At 64.8% G+C, this 14,884-nt stretch carries 15 protein-coding genes; 3 read left to right on the top strand and 12 right to left on the bottom strand.

Annotated features, from left to right (window positions below):
- Positions 1-194 precede the first annotated feature (194 nt).
- The 10 genes from AC6LJW_RS26565 to fdxA form a co-directional block, all read right to left on the bottom strand.
- Positions 195-1,178 carry a branched-chain amino acid ABC transporter permease gene (locus AC6LJW_RS26565; protein WP_498088732.1) on the bottom strand — a complete coding sequence of 328 codons (984 nt, stop codon included), beginning with the start codon at positions 1,176-1,178 and terminating at the stop codon, positions 195-197.
- Positions 1,175-2,062: a branched-chain amino acid ABC transporter permease gene (locus tag AC6LJW_RS26560; RefSeq protein ID WP_056568139.1), complete on the bottom strand. Its 888-nt coding sequence runs from the start codon at positions 2,060-2,062 to the stop codon at positions 1,175-1,177. The genes AC6LJW_RS26565 and AC6LJW_RS26560 overlap by 4 nt, the downstream gene beginning before the upstream one ends.
- Before the next feature lie 99 nt (positions 2,063-2,161).
- Complete coding sequence (locus tag AC6LJW_RS26555) at positions 2,162-3,376, bottom strand: ABC transporter substrate-binding protein (protein WP_056568137.1); 1,215 nt, start codon at positions 3,374-3,376, stop codon at positions 2,162-2,164.
- Between the two features lie 64 nt (positions 3,377-3,440).
- On the bottom strand, positions 3,441-4,151 hold the full coding sequence (locus AC6LJW_RS26550) for an ABC transporter ATP-binding protein (RefSeq protein WP_056568134.1): 711 nt from the start codon (positions 4,149-4,151) through the stop codon (positions 3,441-3,443).
- Entirely contained in the window at positions 4,148-4,921 is a 774-nt protein-coding gene (locus AC6LJW_RS26545) for an ABC transporter ATP-binding protein (protein ID WP_498088731.1), read from the bottom strand. Before AC6LJW_RS26545 ends, AC6LJW_RS26550 begins: the two co-directional genes overlap by 4 nt.
- Before the next feature lie 352 nt (positions 4,922-5,273).
- Entirely contained in the window at positions 5,274-5,909 is a 636-nt protein-coding gene (gene nth / locus AC6LJW_RS26540) for an endonuclease III (protein ID WP_056568129.1), read from the bottom strand.
- Positions 5,906-6,550 (bottom strand): electron transport complex subunit RsxB, encoded by a 645-nt coding sequence (gene rsxB / locus AC6LJW_RS26535; protein ID WP_498088730.1) that lies wholly within the window; start codon positions 6,548-6,550, stop codon positions 5,906-5,908. The genes nth and rsxB overlap by 4 nt, the downstream gene beginning before the upstream one ends.
- Positions 6,551-6,628: 78 nt before the next feature.
- Positions 6,629-7,855, bottom strand: a complete 1,227-nt coding sequence (locus tag AC6LJW_RS26530; RefSeq protein ID WP_498088729.1) for a polyhydroxyalkanoate depolymerase — start codon at positions 7,853-7,855, stop codon at positions 6,629-6,631.
- 212 nt (positions 7,856-8,067) lie between these two features.
- The gene (locus tag AC6LJW_RS26525) at positions 8,068-8,868 is read right to left on the bottom strand and encodes a ferredoxin--NADP reductase (protein ID WP_056568122.1); all 801 of its coding nucleotides are present in this window, start codon (positions 8,866-8,868) and stop codon (positions 8,068-8,070) included.
- Positions 8,869-8,918: 50 nt separating this feature from the next.
- Positions 8,919-9,242 (bottom strand): ferredoxin FdxA, encoded by a 324-nt coding sequence (gene fdxA, locus AC6LJW_RS26520; protein WP_006389264.1) that lies wholly within the window; start codon positions 9,240-9,242, stop codon positions 8,919-8,921.
- Positions 9,243-9,399: 157 nt separating this feature from the next.
- On the opposite strand from fdxA, the gene pncB reads away from it, so the two are divergent.
- Positions 9,400-10,575: a nicotinate phosphoribosyltransferase gene (gene pncB / locus AC6LJW_RS26515; RefSeq protein WP_056569457.1), complete on the top strand. Its 1,176-nt coding sequence runs from the start codon at positions 9,400-9,402 to the stop codon at positions 10,573-10,575.
- A gap of 72 nt (positions 10,576-10,647) precedes the next feature.
- Complete coding sequence (locus tag AC6LJW_RS26510; protein ID WP_056321843.1) at positions 10,648-10,998, top strand: RidA family protein; 351 nt, start codon at positions 10,648-10,650, stop codon at positions 10,996-10,998.
- Positions 10,999-11,064: 66 nt separating this feature from the next.
- Here the strand turns inward: AC6LJW_RS26510 and AC6LJW_RS26505 are convergent, their stop codons facing one another.
- Together AC6LJW_RS26505 and AC6LJW_RS26500 are read right to left on the bottom strand one after the other, a co-directional pair.
- The gene (locus tag AC6LJW_RS26505; protein ID WP_498088728.1) at positions 11,065-11,574 is read right to left on the bottom strand and encodes an NAD(P)H-dependent oxidoreductase; all 510 of its coding nucleotides are present in this window, start codon (positions 11,572-11,574) and stop codon (positions 11,065-11,067) included.
- Positions 11,571-12,404 (bottom strand): M90 family metallopeptidase, encoded by an 834-nt coding sequence (locus tag AC6LJW_RS26500; RefSeq protein WP_056568117.1) that lies wholly within the window; start codon positions 12,402-12,404, stop codon positions 11,571-11,573. The genes AC6LJW_RS26505 and AC6LJW_RS26500 overlap by 4 nt, the downstream gene beginning before the upstream one ends.
- A 108-nt stretch (positions 12,405-12,512) precedes the next feature.
- Between AC6LJW_RS26500 and AC6LJW_RS26495 the strand changes: the two genes are divergently transcribed.
- A complete protein-coding gene (locus AC6LJW_RS26495) occupies positions 12,513-14,792 on the top strand; it encodes a RelA/SpoT family protein (protein WP_427985746.1) in 2,280 nt (759 codons plus the stop codon).
- The last annotated feature ends 92 nt before the right edge of the window (positions 14,793-14,884 follow it).

Here is a 14,884-nt window from a genome sequence, read left to right as displayed (position 1 = left end):
GGCCTGGACCGCGGTGGGGGACAGCAGGGCGGCGGCCAGCGCGAGCGCGCCGAGGCCGGGAACGAGATGCGTGATGCGCATGGTCGGCACCTGTGTAGTGAGGTGCCTGCCATTGTACGGGGCGATGGCGCGTCCCAATGCAACGGGGCCGCTGTGCGCGGCCCCGGAGGTCAATCAAGCGAAAGGTCAGATGATCACGCGCGCGCGGTACGGCGGCGGTTGAAGAGGGCGCCCAATTCGCCCACGATGCCGCGCCGGAAGGCCAGCACGCAAATCACGAAGATCAGGCCGCTGACGATCGTGACCGATTCGCCCAGGCGCAGGAACCATTCGACGCCGGTCACGTTGGCCATCATCTGGCCAAAGTCGCCCACCTTGTTCTCCAGCAGCACCACGATGAATGCGCCCAGGACGGGGCCGGTCAGCGTGCCCAGGCCGCCGATCAGCGTCATCAGGATCACCAGCCCGGACATCTGCCAGGTGGCATCGGACAGCGTGGCCGACACGAACACCAGCGTCTTGGTGGCGCCCGCCAGGCCGGCCAGCGCGGCCGACAGCACGAAGGCCACCAGCTTGAAGTGGTCCACGTCGTAACCCAGCGAGATGGCGCGCGGCTCGTTCTCGCGCAGCGCCTGCAGCACCTGCCCGAAGGGCGAGTTCACCGTCCGCCAGATGATGAAGTAGCCAATGATGAAGATGGCCATCACCAGGTAGTACAGGTTGATGTCCTTGGACAGGTCGACCAGTCCCAGCAGCGAGCCGCGCGGCACGCTCTGCAGGCCGTCTTCGCCGCCCGTGAACTTGGCCTGCAGGAAGAAGAAGAACACCATCTGCGACAGCGCCAGCGTGATCATGGCGAAGTAGATGCCGCTGCGCCGGATGGCAATCGCGCCCATCGCCAGGCCCAGCAGCGCCGCCACGGCCACGCCGAACAGCAGCCCCAGCTCGGTGGGCAGGCCCCAGACCTTCATGCTGTGGCCGGCCGCGTAGGCCGCGCTGCCCAGGAAGGCGGCGTGGCCGAAGGACAGCAGCCCCGTGAAGCCCAGCAGCAGGTTGAAGGCGCACGCAAAGAGGGCGTAGCACATGACCTTCATGGCGAAGATCGGATACACGCCCATGAAGGGAAGCAAGGCCACCACGATGGCCAGGACCGCATAGCCCAGGAATTGACGATTCATTTTTCTTTTCCGAACAGCCCGGCCGGGCGGATCAACAGAACAATGGCCATGATGATGAAGACGACCGTGCTGGACGCTTCGGGCCAGAACACCTTGGTCAGGCCCTCGATCACACCCAGGCCCAGCCCGGTGACGATGGCGCCGAAAATGGACCCCATGCCGCCGATCACGACCACCGCGAACACGACGATGATGAGGTTCGATCCCATCAGCGGCGAAATCTGCAGCACCGGCGCGGCCAGCACACCGGCAAAGCCCGCCAGCGCGACGCCGAAACCATAGGTCAGCGTGATCATGCGCGGCACGTTCACACCGAATGACTCCACGAGGCGCGGGTTCTCGGTGCCGGCGCGCAGCAGGGCGCCCAGGCGGGTGCGCTCAATGACATACCACGTGGCAAAACAGACGATGATCGACGCCGCCACGACCCAGCCGCGGTAGTTCGGCAGGATCATGAAGCCCAGGTTGGTCGCGCCGCGCAGGGCCTCGGGCGTGGGATAAGGCTGGCCCGACACGCCGTAGAAGCTGCGGAACAGCCCCTCGATCAGCAGCGTCAGCCCGAAGGTGAGCAGCAGCCCATACAGGTGGTCGAGCTTGTAGAGATGCCTGAGCAGCAGTTTTTCAATGATGATGCCGAACAGCCCCACGATCAGCGGCGCCAGGATCAGCATGACCCAGTAGTTCAGGCCAAAGTACGAAAGCCCCATCCATGCGATGAAGGCGCCCAGCATGTAGAGGGCGCCGTGGGCGAAGTTGATGACGTTCAGCAGCCCGAAGATGACGGCAAGTCCGAGCGACAGCATTGCATAGAAGGAACCGTTGACCAGGCCCAGTAACAGCTGGCCGAACAAGGCCTGTATGGGGATGCCGAAAATGTCAGTCATCTTGGGAAAGTCCTGCGCGGTACGGAAGGAAGCGAGCTAGTCAGGAGGAATGCGGCCGGGCCATCGGCCCGGACCGCATCCAGGATCACATGGGCTGGTTTATTTCTTGACCAGCTTGCAGGTGGACTCGGACAACTTGGTGTAGACCTCGTCGCCAGGCAGCGTCGCCACCACCTTGTAGTAGTCCCACGGGCCCTTGGATTCGGCCGGGGTCTTCACTTGCATCAGGTACATGTCGTGGACCATGCGGCCGTCTTCGCGCACGACGCCGCCTTGGGCAAAGAAGTCGTTCACCTTGTTCGACTTCATCCACTTCATCACGTCGTCGCCGTTATCCGAGCCGGTGGCCTTGACGGCGTTCAGGTAGAACATCGCCGACGAGTAATCGCCCGCCTGGAGCATGGACGGCTTGCGGCCGACCTTGGACTCGAACTTCTTGGACCAGGCGCGCGAGGCGTCGGATTGGTCCCAGTACCAGCCGTCGGTCAGGTACATGCCCTTGGTGGCATCCAGGCCGAGCGAGTGCACGTCGTTGATGAACACCAGCAGGCCGGCCAGCTTCATGGTCTGCGTGACGCCGAATTCGTTGGCGGCCTTGACCGTGTTGATGGTGTCGCCGCCGGCATTGGCCATGCCCAGGATCTGCGCCTTGGACGATTGCGCCTGCAGCAGGAATGACGAGAAGTCCGAGGCGCCCAGCGGTGCGCGCACCTGGCCCTTCACTTCGCCGCCCGCAGCCTTGACGACCGCCATCGTGTCGCGCTCAAGCGCGTGGCCGAAAGCGTAGTCGGCAGTCAGGAAGAACCAGCTCTTGCCGCCGTCCTTCACCACCGCCGAACCGGTGCCGCGCGCCAGCGCCACAGTGTCGTAGGCGTAGTGCACGGTGTAGGGTGAACATTGCGCGTTGGTCAGGTCGGACGAGCCGGCGCCCACGGCGATGAAGGGCTTCTTCTTTTCTGCGGCGACCGCCGCCATGGCCAGGCTGGTGGCCGAGTTGGTGCCGGCGATGATGACGTCGACCTTCTGCTGGTCGAACCATTCGCGGGCGCGTGCCGAGGCGACGTCGGCCTTGTTCTGGTGGTCCGCGGAAACGATTTCGATCTTCTTGCCGTTGACCGTGCCGCCGAAGTCCTCGACAGCCATGCGTACGGCTTCCAGACCCGCCTTGCCGTCGATGTCGGAGTACACGCCCGACATGTCGGTGATGAAGCCGATGCGGATGACATCGTCGGAGATACCTTGAGCGTGGGCGGTTGCCCCCGCGAATCCCAGGCCCGCCATGGCCAGTGCAGCAGTGATGGTGTGCAGCTTCATGGGATGACTCCTCTTCCCTACAGTGTGGTGTTTGCCGGGGTTCCGGCGGATGACACAGGTTGCTTTAGACGCCCAGCAGTTCGTTGAGCGTGTCCTGTTTTTCTGAAAGTTCGGCGGCTTCGAAGTGCTCGACGATCTGGCCGTGCTCCATGACGTAGAAGCGGTCTGCCAGCGGCGCGGCGAAGCGGAAATTCTGTTCCACCATGACGATGGTGTAGCCCCGCTGCTTGAGCGCGGTGATCATGCGGGCCAGCGCCTGCACGATGACGGGCGCGAGGCCTTCGGAGATTTCGTCCAGCAGCAGCAGGTTGGCGCCGGTGCGCAGGATGCGTGCGACGGCGAGCATCTGCTGTTCGCCGCCCGACAGGCGCGTGCCGGGTGAATTGCGGCGCTCCTGCAGGTTAGGGAACATGTCGTAGATCTCGGCCAGCGACATGCCGCCGCCGAGCGAGCCGACGACCGGCGGAAGCAGCAGGTTTTCTTCGCAGGACAGGCTGGCGAAGATGCCGCGTTCCTCGGGGCAGTAGCCGACGCCCAGGTGGGCAATCTTGTAGGTGGGCAGGTCGATGGCTTCGGTGCCATGGATGCGGACCGAGCCCTTGCGCGAGCCGGTCAGACCCAGGATGGCGCGTAGCGTTGTGGTGCGGCCGGCGCCGTTGCGGCCCAGCAGCGTGACGACCTCGCCCTGTCCCACGCGCATGTTCACGCCATGCAGGATATGCGATTCCCCGTACCAGGCATTCAGGCCCGAGATTTCGAGTGCGGGGGTGCTCATGCGTGCGCTCCTTGAAGTTCGCCGTCGGTCGTGCCCATGTAAGCCTGCATCACGGCCGGATGGCGGGAGACTTCGGCGTAGGAACCTTCGGCCAGCACCGATCCGCGCGCCAGCACGGTGATGGTGTTGGCGATGGAGGACACGACATTCATGTTGTGTTCCACCATGAGGATGGTGCGCCCGGCGCTCACGCGCTTGATCAGTTGCGTGACGCGGTCCACGTCTTCGTGGCCCATGCCCTGGGTGGGTTCGTCCAGCAGCATCAGCTCGGGCTCCATCGCCAGCGTGGTGGCGATCTCGAGCGCGCGCTTGCGGCCGTACGGCAGGTTGACCGTGGTTTCGTCGGCAAAGCTGCCCAGGTCCACCTGCTCAAGCAGCGCACGCGCGGGCTCGTTCAGCTTGGCCAGGCGCTTGTCGCTTTGCCAGAAGTGATAGGACAGTCCAGTCTTGCGTTGCAGGCCGATCCGCACGTTCTCGAGCACGGTCAGGTGGGGGAACACCGCCGAGATCTGGAACGACCGGATGATGCCGCGCCGCGCGATCTGCGCGGGCCGCTCGCCGGTGATGTCGATGCCATTGAACTTGATGCTGCCCGACGTGGGCGCCAGGAATTTGGTCAGCAGGTTGAAGCATGTGGTCTTGCCCGCGCCGTTAGGCCCGATCAAGGCATGAATCTCGCCCCGCTTGATACGCAAATCGACCCCGTTGACCGCGACGAAGCCGCGGAACTCCTTGGTGAGGCCTTTTGTCTCCAGGATTGTGTCATCCATGTTCGCTGCACCAGCGTTGTATTTATATGGTCTCTGCCTGGCGTCATTGCGTCAGGCCCCCGCAGGGTTGGAAAACTGTTTTCGTGCGTAGTTTTCTTATGAGTTGCCGGCGAGTATGCGGACGTCGCAATCAAAATTCCATGAGGGTTTGTCATAGGTTTTGCACTGCGGAAAGGGCAATTGTCGGCATGCCGACAATGCTTGGCTCGCATGGGGAGAAAGCCTTTCCAATATGGAAATGCGTTGCAGCAATTACGCGTTGATCGTCATCAAGATGTCACGCATGAATAGGCGAGGGAAAACCCGGTTTTCCGCTCGCATAATCCGCAGCCGCGTGCAGACGCCGGAGGCTTTATGCGGGGGTTTTCGGCTTGAATTCGCAAAGATCCGAAATGCCGCATTGCGGGCACTTCGGTTTGCGCGCCACGCAGACGTAGCGGCCGTGCAGGATCAGCCAGTGATGCGCGTCCAGCAGATATTCCTGCGGCACGAACTTCATCAGTTTCAACTCGACTTCCAGCACGTTTTTTCCGGGCGCGATGCCGGTGCGATTGGAGACGCGGAATATGTGCGTGTCCACCGCCATCGCCGCTTGCCCGAACGCGGTGTTGAGCACCACGTTGGCCGTCTTGCGGCCCACGCCGGGCAGGGCCTCAAGCGCCTCACGCGTCTGAGGCACCTGGCCTGCGTGCTGCTCGATCAGGATCTTGCTGGTGGCAATCGCATTCTTCGCCTTGGTGCGAAACAGGCCAATGGTCTTGATGTAATCGGCCAGCCCTTCCTCGCCCAGCGCCGCCAGCGTCTCGGGCGTGCCGTACTGCGGGAAGAACTTGCGCGTGGCGATGTTGACCGACTTGTCCGTCGCCTGCGCCGACAGCAGCACGGCAATCAGCAGCTGGAATGGCGTGTCGTATTCCAGTTCGGTGGTGGGGGTAGGGTTGGCCGCATGCAGGCGGGCAAAGATCTCTCGGCGTTTGGCGGCGTTCATGACTGCGTGGGATTGCGGCGGGCGCGGGCGCGGGCCAGCGCGGATTCGATGGCGGAGCGCTTGCGGTCTTCCTTTTGCGCGTCCTCGGAAGCGGGCGCTGCGGGGGCGGGCGCATCCGGTATTTCCGGCGCCATCAGGCGCGCGTTGTCGGCCGCCAGACGCTCGGCGCGCGCCTGGTGGTTGCGATGACGCTGGCGGCTGATCGCGGCGTCTTCGCTGGTCCACGCGCGGCCGGCGGGCACCATCTCGATGCAGTCCACCGGACAGGGCGCCACGCACAGGTCGCAGCCCGTGCACCAGTCGTCCAGCACGGTGTGCATGTGCTTGTTCGCGCCGACGATGGCGTCGACCGGACAGGCCTGGATGCACAGCGTACAGCCGATGCAATGCGATTCGTCGATGCGCGCGACCAGCAGCGGGCCGGGTTCGCCACGCGACAGATCAAGCGGCAGGAGGGGCGTACCGAGCAATGCGGACAACTGCGCGACGCCGTCGTCGCCGCCGGGCGGGCAGCGGTTGATCGGCGCGGCGCCCTCGGCGATGGCCTCGGCGTAAGGGCGGCAGCCGTCGTACCCGCATTTGGTGCATTGCGTCTGAGGCAGCAAGGCGTCAACGCGGTCGGCTAGTGAGCGACAGGACATGTAAAGCCAGTAATGAAAAGGGGCCGCTCGGGCCCCGGTGTACGGATCAGGCTGCCGGCGGCCGGCGCGGGGCCGTCGTCAAGCCGATTGCCGGATGAACTCGGCAATTTTAGGGCAGATCATTTCGCGCCACCGGCGGCCCGAGAAAATGCCGTAGTGGCCGCAGTTCGGGGCGGTGTAATGCGACTTGCGGTCGGCCGGGATGTTCTTGCACAGCTTGATGGCGGCACGCGTCTGGCCCTGGCCGGAAATGTCGTCCAGTTCGCCTTCGATGGTGAACAGGGCGACGTCCTTGATGTCGGCCGGGCGCACTAGCTTGCCGTCCACTTCCCACGTGCCGTTGGGCAGCGAGAAGTCCTGGAACACCATGCGGATCGTATCCAGGTAGAACTCGGCCGGCATGTCCAGCACGGCGTTGTATTCGTCGTAAAAACGGCGATGCGCTTCGGCGTCGCTGTCGTCGCCACGCAGCAGATCCAGGTAGAAGTCGTAATGCGACTTCATGTGGCGGTCCGGATTCATGGCCATGAATCCCGCATGCTGCAGGAACCCCGGATACACCCGGCGGCCAGCGCCCGGATAGCGGGGCGGCACGGGGTGGATCACCTGGTTCTCGAACCACGAATAGGGCTTGGTGGTGGCCAGGCGATTGACCTGCGTGGGCGACTGGCGCGGGTCGATGGGGCCGCCCATCATCACCATGCTGCGCGGCTGGCAGGGATCGTTGGCCGACGCCATCAGCGACACCGCGGCCAGCACCGGCACCGTGGGCTGGCAGACGGAAATGACGTGCACGTCCGGGCCCAGATGGCGGATGAAGTCCTGCACATAGCGCACGTAGTCGTTCAGATGGAACGGACCGGCCGCCAGCGGCACCATGCGCGCGTCGACCCAGTCGGTCACATAGACGTCGTGGTGGGGCAGCAGGGCTCGCACGGTGTCGCGCAATAGGGTGGCGTGGTGTCCGGAAAGCGGGGCGACCAGCAGGACCTTCGGATCGTTCTTGCCGGCCAGCCGTACGTCGCGCTGGAAATGCACCAGGCGGCAGAACGGCTTGTCCAGGGCCACGGCTTCGATCACGCGGACGGACTTGCCGGCGATCTGGGTGGAGGGAAGATTCCAGGCGGGCTTCTGGTATTCCTTGCCGATACGGGTCATCAGCTCGTACCCGGCAGCCATCTGGCGGGAAATCGGGGTGTAGGCGAGCGGGCTGTAGGGGCTGGAGAACAGCTGAGAACCGGCATCCGTGAATGCAGCGAACGGAGTCAGGAAAGCGCGCTGCATTTCGTGCAATTGGTACAGCATTTCGGGGAAGTCCTTCTGGGTCGAGCGTGTGCCCCGATTATTGCTCCGGGGCGTAACGATATTCCCAATCAGCCTGAAGAATGGCCGGCAAACTGCCGGTTTATGTTGCTAAAAAGCGACCCGTCATGTGTTTCGCACCAGTTTAGGGCCGCTTTTATGCCCCGCGGTGATGCCAAACGGAGGATTTATGCACTACGCCACAGCGTGGCGGATCACCAGTAGTTTTCTACTGCCAGGTTGCCCGGAATGCCGCGGCGGCCGGGCTTGAACCCACGCTCACCCAGCAATTTGCGTGCCTCCGCCAACATGGCGGGGTTGCCGCAGAGCATGACTTTGGCGGTCTCGGGATCCAGCGGGCGCCCGGCCAATTGTTCAAGGCCGCCGTCGGCGATCAGCGTGGTGATGCGCGCTTGCGGCATGCCGGGCACGGTTTCGCGGGTGGCGATGGGTAGGTAGACGAGCTTGCCCGGGTCTGCGGCAAACTCCTCGGCCAGGGCCGGATCGCGGCGCCAGGCGTCGATTTCGTCGCGGTAGGCAAGCTCGGCCGCGGTGCGCACGCCGTGCACCAGGATGATGCGGTTATAGGCGCGCCAGACGGCGGGGTCACGCAGGATGGACAGATAGGCCGACAGGCCGGTGCCCGAGGCAAGCAGCCACAGGTCGCCGCCGGGTGCAAAGCGCTCCAGCGTCAGGAAGCCGTAGGGGGTCTTTTCCACATACAGCGCATCGCCCGGCTGCAGACGCGCCATGCGCGGGCTGAACAGGCCTTCGGGAACGACGATGGAATAGAACTCCAGCCCCGGCTCATGCGGGGCCGAGACCATGGAATAGGCGCGCCAGAGGGTGGGCGGACCGTCGGGGTCTTCGGCGCCAGGCAGGCCGACCCGGGCAAACTGTCCCGGCAGGAAGGTGAAGGCCTCGTCCCGTGACACGCGCACGGAGAACAGTTTGTCCGGCACCCAGGTGTGGACGCTGGTGATGGTCTGGCGCGTGTATTTGGAGTCGTCGGTCATCGGGACATCGCACGAAAGCGCCGGTTCGGTTTGCGGCCGGCGCCCGTGGATTACTTTTCCAGGTATTGCAGCTTGTCCTGCTTGCCGTTCCATTCGTCGGCGTCGGGCAGGGGCTTCTTGGCACGGCTGATGCTGGCGAATTCCGGAGAGAGTTCGGCGTTCAGCGCGATGAAATTGAGTTGGTCCTGCGGCACGTCTTCTTCGGCGTAGATCGCGTTGGCGGGGCATTCAGGGATGCAGACCGCGCAATCGATACATTCGTCTGGGTCGATCACGAGGAAGTTCGGACCCTCACGAAAACAGTCCACCGGGCACACGTCTACGCAATCGGTGTACTTGCACTTGATACAGTTTTCGGTGACTACGTGGGTCATTCAGGAACTCCGGGGCTCGGCGGCAGATGTGTCTTAATGGGCGGATTTTACCCAATGCCGCGCGGATGTGTCGGCAATACCCGTATTGACAGCGTGGCCCATCGTGCCGAAGGCCCTGTTCTTCGTGCTATGGTGTCGCGAAACGAAACGCGCAATCATGATTATTACTTCGCTGCTCGACACCGACCTGTATAAATTCAGCATGATGCAAGTGGTGCTGCATCATTTCCCCGCTGCCCAGGTCGAGTACCGGTACAAATGCCGTACGAAGGGCGTGGATTTGCGCCCTTATATGGACGAAATCCGCCACGAAGTGCATCAGCTGTGCCAGTTGCGCTTCACGGACGACGAACTTAAATATCTGGGCGGGTTGCGCTTTATCAAAAGCGACTTCGTTGATTTCCTGCGTCTGTTCCACATGCCGGAGCGCTGCATCCACATCAGCGAAGGCGAGGGACCCGGCGAGATCAGCATCGAGGTCAAGGGCCCGTGGCTGCACACGATCCTTTTCGAAATCCCCGTGCTGGCCATCGTCAACGAGGTCTATTTCCGCAACACGCGCAAGCATCCGGACTGGGAAGAAGGCCGCAAGCGCCTGCAGTCCAAGATGCACCTCGTGCTGGACGATCCCGCGCTGGCCGACTTCCGCGTGGCCGAATATGGCACGCGGCGCCGCTTCTCCAAGGCCTGGCACGAAGAGATCGTCACCACCCTGAAAGCCGAGATGGGTCCGCATTTCGCGGGCTCCAGCAACGTGCTGCTCGCCAAGGAGCACGACGTGCTGCCGCTGGGCACCATGGGCCACGAATACCTGCAGGCGTGCCAGGCGCTCGGTCCGCGCCTGCGCGATTCGCAGGTGTTCGCGCTGGAAGTGTGGGCCAAGGAATACCGCGGCGACCTCGGCATCGCGCTGTCCGACGTCTACGGCATGGATGCGTTCCTGCGCGACTTCGACATGTATTTCTGCAAGCTCTTTGACGGCGCGCGCCACGACTCCGGCGATCCCTTCATCTGGGGCGAGCGCCTGCTCGAGCACTACCGCAAGAACCGCGTGGATCCGCGCGCCAAGACCCTGGTGTTCTCGGATTCGCTGACCTTTCCGCGCGCCATCGAGCTGGCACGCCAGTTCTCAGGCCGCTGCAAGGTGTCCTTCGGCATCGGCACCAATCTCACCAACGACCTCGGCCACGAACCGCTGCAGATCGTCATGAAGATGGTCCGCTGCAACGGTCAGCCGGTCGCCAAGGTGTCGGATGCGCCCGAGAAGACGATGTGCGACGATCCCGCCTACCTGGCCTATCTGCGCCAGGTTTTCCAATTGCCGCCCGCCTGACGACGCTCGCGCGCCGCACGCGGGCAGCCTTGCCCAGTTCCACCCAAACCACTCGACTCTAGGGGAATTCTCATGAGCAGCATCAAGCGCTTTCACGTGACCAAGCGCCTGTCGGACATGGCCGTTTACAACGGCGTGGCCTACCTGGCAGGCCAGGTGCCGGACGATGCCACGCTGGACATCACCGGCCAGACCGAGCAAGTGCTCGCAACGATCGATCGCCTGCTGGCCGAAGCCGGCACCGACAAGACCAAGATCCTGATGGCCCAGATCTACGTGGCCAACATGAAGGAATTCGACGGCATGAACAAGGCCTGGGACGCATGGGTCGCCGACGGCAACTCGCCCCCCCGCGCCACCGTCGAAGCCCGCCTCGCCAACCCCGACTACAAGGTCGAGATCGTGGTGACGGCCGCGCTCTGATGCGCGATCAGGGCCGGCTCCGCCAGGCCTTGCGAAAAAACCCTCTGGCGTGAGCCGAGGGTTTTTTTACGCGCCCATCAGCATCATCCCCGCCAGCAGGCCGCCCAGTTCCTCGCACCGCGCCAGTTCAGCAGCCGGCACCGTCTTGGCCGCCAGAATCTGCGCCGCCGTCTGCGCGCCCATATTCACGATGACGGCCGGCGCCACCGCCGTCAGCCGCCAGCCCGTGCAAATGCGATCGACCTGCCGGGCCGCGCCCGAGCCGTCGCTGCCTGCGCTGATCAGGGCGGCGTAGGGCAGTCCCTGGATGCGGTCCAGCACCGCGTAGTAATTGCGGTCGAAGAATTCCTTCATCTCGCCGCTCAGGCTGGCGAGGTTCTCGGGGGCGCAGAAGAGAAACCCCTGGCTGGCCAGCAAGGCGTCGGCGCCGGCATCCTGCGCGCGAAGCATCTCGATGCGCAGATCGTCCGGCTGCTCCAGGGCAGCGGCCGCCCAGGCCGCACCGCGCGCCGCGGCCTGCGCCATCTGCTGCGCCGCGCCGGTGCGCGAATGCCAGACGATCAGCAACTGCTTCATGCGTACCGCTCCAGCGGATCCTGCCGGTAATAAGCCCGCAGCATCGCATACCACTCGGGCAGGGCCTGCTGCATGGGGTAGGGGTCCACGAAGAAGTGTTCGGAGCTGACCGCGAAGAACTCGCCTTCGTCCGTGGCGGCGTAGGGATCCATCGGCAATTGCCCGTACCAGGCGTCCGCTTCCTCGCTTTCGGGATCCACGTCGCGCGGAATCGCCGCCTCCACGGCGTCGACCGCCGCGATGAAGCGGTCCAGGCTGTCGTCCAGCACCTGGCGCCACGCACGCGGCTTGATCTCGGGATGCGCCGACAGCGACGGCATGCCGTCCGCAAACCCTGATCGCAGGTCCAGTTTGTGGGCGAATTCGTGGATCACCACGTTGAATCCGCCCTCGGACAGCTGCGTGTCTTCCCAGGACAGGACCAGCGGCCCGCCTTCCCAGGCTTCGCCCGCAGCGTCCTCGATGTACTCGTGGACCACACCGTCCTCATCCTCGCGCGTCCGGGGGATGCGGAAGCTGGCGGGATACACGATGATCTCGTCCCAGCCCTCATACAGCTCGGGCGTGAGATTCAGGATGGGCAGGCAGGCCTGCGCGGCGATGGACAGCCGCATGAAATCCGAGACCTCCAGGCCCTGCGCGCCATTGATCGTCTTGCTGGCGAGCAGCCAGGCGGCGCGCGCCTGCAATTGGGTGGCTTCGCCTTCGGTCAGCGCCGCCAGAAACGGGTAGGTGTCCAGCACCTGCCGCCAGAGTTCGGGCGGGATGCGGGCCTGCATCTCGGCGACTTCGGACGGGCGGGCGCCGCGGCCCTTCAGCCAGCGCAACATAAGCTTTGGTTCCTTCCATATGCCGGGATGCGGCAGTGTGTTCAGGGTGACTGAACCCTAGTGTAGAGTGTCGAAATATTCAACCCGATACCTGCGCTACGCCCCGTCATGTCCGCCCCGTCCGTTCCCGATGCGCCTTCGCCATTTGACGCTTCCTGGCGGCAGGAGGCCGGGGCGGGCCTGGATGCCGAGGGCCTGGCATTGCTGGACCGGGTTGCCTGCTGGGCCGAACCACGCTTCCAAGGCCAGAACGCCCTGACAGGCGAGCCGCTGGCCGGACACGCCGCCGGTGTCGTCCGCATCCTGGCGGCGATGCACACCGATGCCGCCACGCGCGCCGCCGCCCTCCTGGCCGCGCTGCCCACCGACCTGATGGCCCCCGCGCCTTCGTTGCGCAACGATCCCGTCGCCGTTGCCTTCGGCGCGGAAATCGCGCGCCTGGTGCAGGGTGCCTATGCGCTGCTGCGCCTGGGGGTGGTGGCCCGGCAGGCCAGCGATGCCTCGGCCGAAAGCGGTTCGCAAAAGGAAATGCAGCGCAAGATGCTGCTGGCCATGGCGGCCGACCTGCGCATCGTGCTGATGCGCCTGGCGTCCCGGCTGCGCACGTTGCGCTGGCACGCCGAGAGCAAGGCGCCGTGCTCACCCAGCTTCGCCCGCGAAACCCTGGACCTGTACGCGCCGCTCGCCAACCGGCTGGGCATCTGGCAGATCAAGTGGGAAATGGAAGACCTGTCCTTCCGCTTCCTCGAACCCGACAAGTACAAGCACATCGCCCGCCTGCTCGAAGAAAAACGGGCCGAGCGCGAGGCCTTCATCGCGGGCGCCATCACGCGCCTGCAGCAGGCGCTTGCCAAGAGCGGGATCGATGCCGAGGTCAGCGGCCGGCCCAAGCACATCTACAGCATCTGGAACAAGATGCGCGTCAAGCGCCTGGATTTCTCACAGATGTATGACCTGCGGGCGCTGCGCGTCATCGTCGACGACGTGCGCGCCTGCTACGCGGCCCTGGGCATGGTGCACGAGATGTGGACGCCGCTGTCCGACGAGTTCGACGACTATATCTCGCGGCCCAAGCCCAACGGCTACCGGTCGCTGCACACGGTGGTGGCCGACGACGACGGCCGTCCCTTCGAAGTGCAGATCCGCACGCGCGAGATGCACCAGTTCGCCGAATACGGGATGGCCGCGCATTGGCGCTACAAGGAAGCGGGCGCCAAGGGCGGACAGGTCGCCGCGTCCAGCGAATACGACCGGCAGCTCGCCTGGATGCGCCAGCTGCTGGCCTGGAACACCGATGTCGAGGGTGGCGAAGACACGCCGCCCGAACCCGCCAAGCCCGCCACGGGCCGGGCCGCCGCGGGCAAGAGCCGCGGCGCGGTGACGGCGCCGGCGCATACCGACGAACGCATCTACGTGCTGACGCCTCAGGCGCGCGTGATTGAACTGCCCGCCGGCGCGACGCCGGTGGATTTCGCCTATCACCTGCATACCGACCTGGGCCACCGCTGCCGCGGCGCGCGCGTCGATGGGCAGATGGTGCCGCTGCAGACGCATCTGTCCACCGGCCAGACCGTGGAGATCATCTCCGCCAAGTCCGGCGGCCCGTCGCGCGACTGGCTCAATCCCCAGCTCGGCTTTCTGGCCAGCCCGCGTGCTCGCGCCAAGGTGCGCATGTGGTTCAACGCGATTGAACTGCAGCAGCGCATCACACAGGGGCAGGCGCTCGTCGAAAAGGAATTGCAGCGTCTGGGCAAGACGGCCATCAACCTGGAACAGCTGGCCCAGAACCTGGGCTTTGCGCGCGCCGACGATCTTTACGTCGCCGCAGCCAAGGAAGAATTCAGCCTGCGCCAGATCGACGCGGTGTTCCAGCAGCCGGCGCCCGCGGTCGAGCCCACGCCGGCCGCCTTGCGGCACGCCAGCGCCGGCAGCGCCGAGAAAAGCGGCAAGAGCGGCGTGCTGGTGGTGGGGGTGGGGTCGCTGCTGACGCAACTTGCCCGTTGCTGCCGCCCGGCCCCGCCGGATGCGATCTCCGGTTTCGTGACGCGGGGGCGCGGCGTGTCCATCCATCGCCGCGACTGCCACAGCTATCTGGCGCTCGCCGCGCGCGAGCCCGAACGCGTCATCGAGGTGGCGTGGGGCGAAACGGCCGACACCTTCTATCCGGTGGACATCAGCGTGCGCGCGCATGACCGGTCGGGCCTCTTGCGCGACCTGTCGGAAGTGTTTGCGCGCCTGCGCCTGAATGTCGTGGGCGTGAACACGCAGAGCAAGCAGTCGCTGGCCCACATGGTGTTCACGGTGGAAGTGCGCGGCGGCGAATCGCTGTCCCGCGCGCTGGACGCCCTGGCCGAGGTGCAGGGCGTGTCGTCGGCGATGCGCCGCTAGGCGCAGCCTCCGGCAGCGGGAACCGCTGCCGGATAAGTCTTCGCACTGGCCGCCGCTGGCGCGAGGGCCAGGCAGCGGCGCGAGGCGGTTCA

This window comes from Achromobacter sp. 1012554356 (assembly GCF_059760815.1).
Note: the sequence above shows the minus strand (reverse complement) of the source record. Positions and strands in the feature narration are given on the sequence as shown.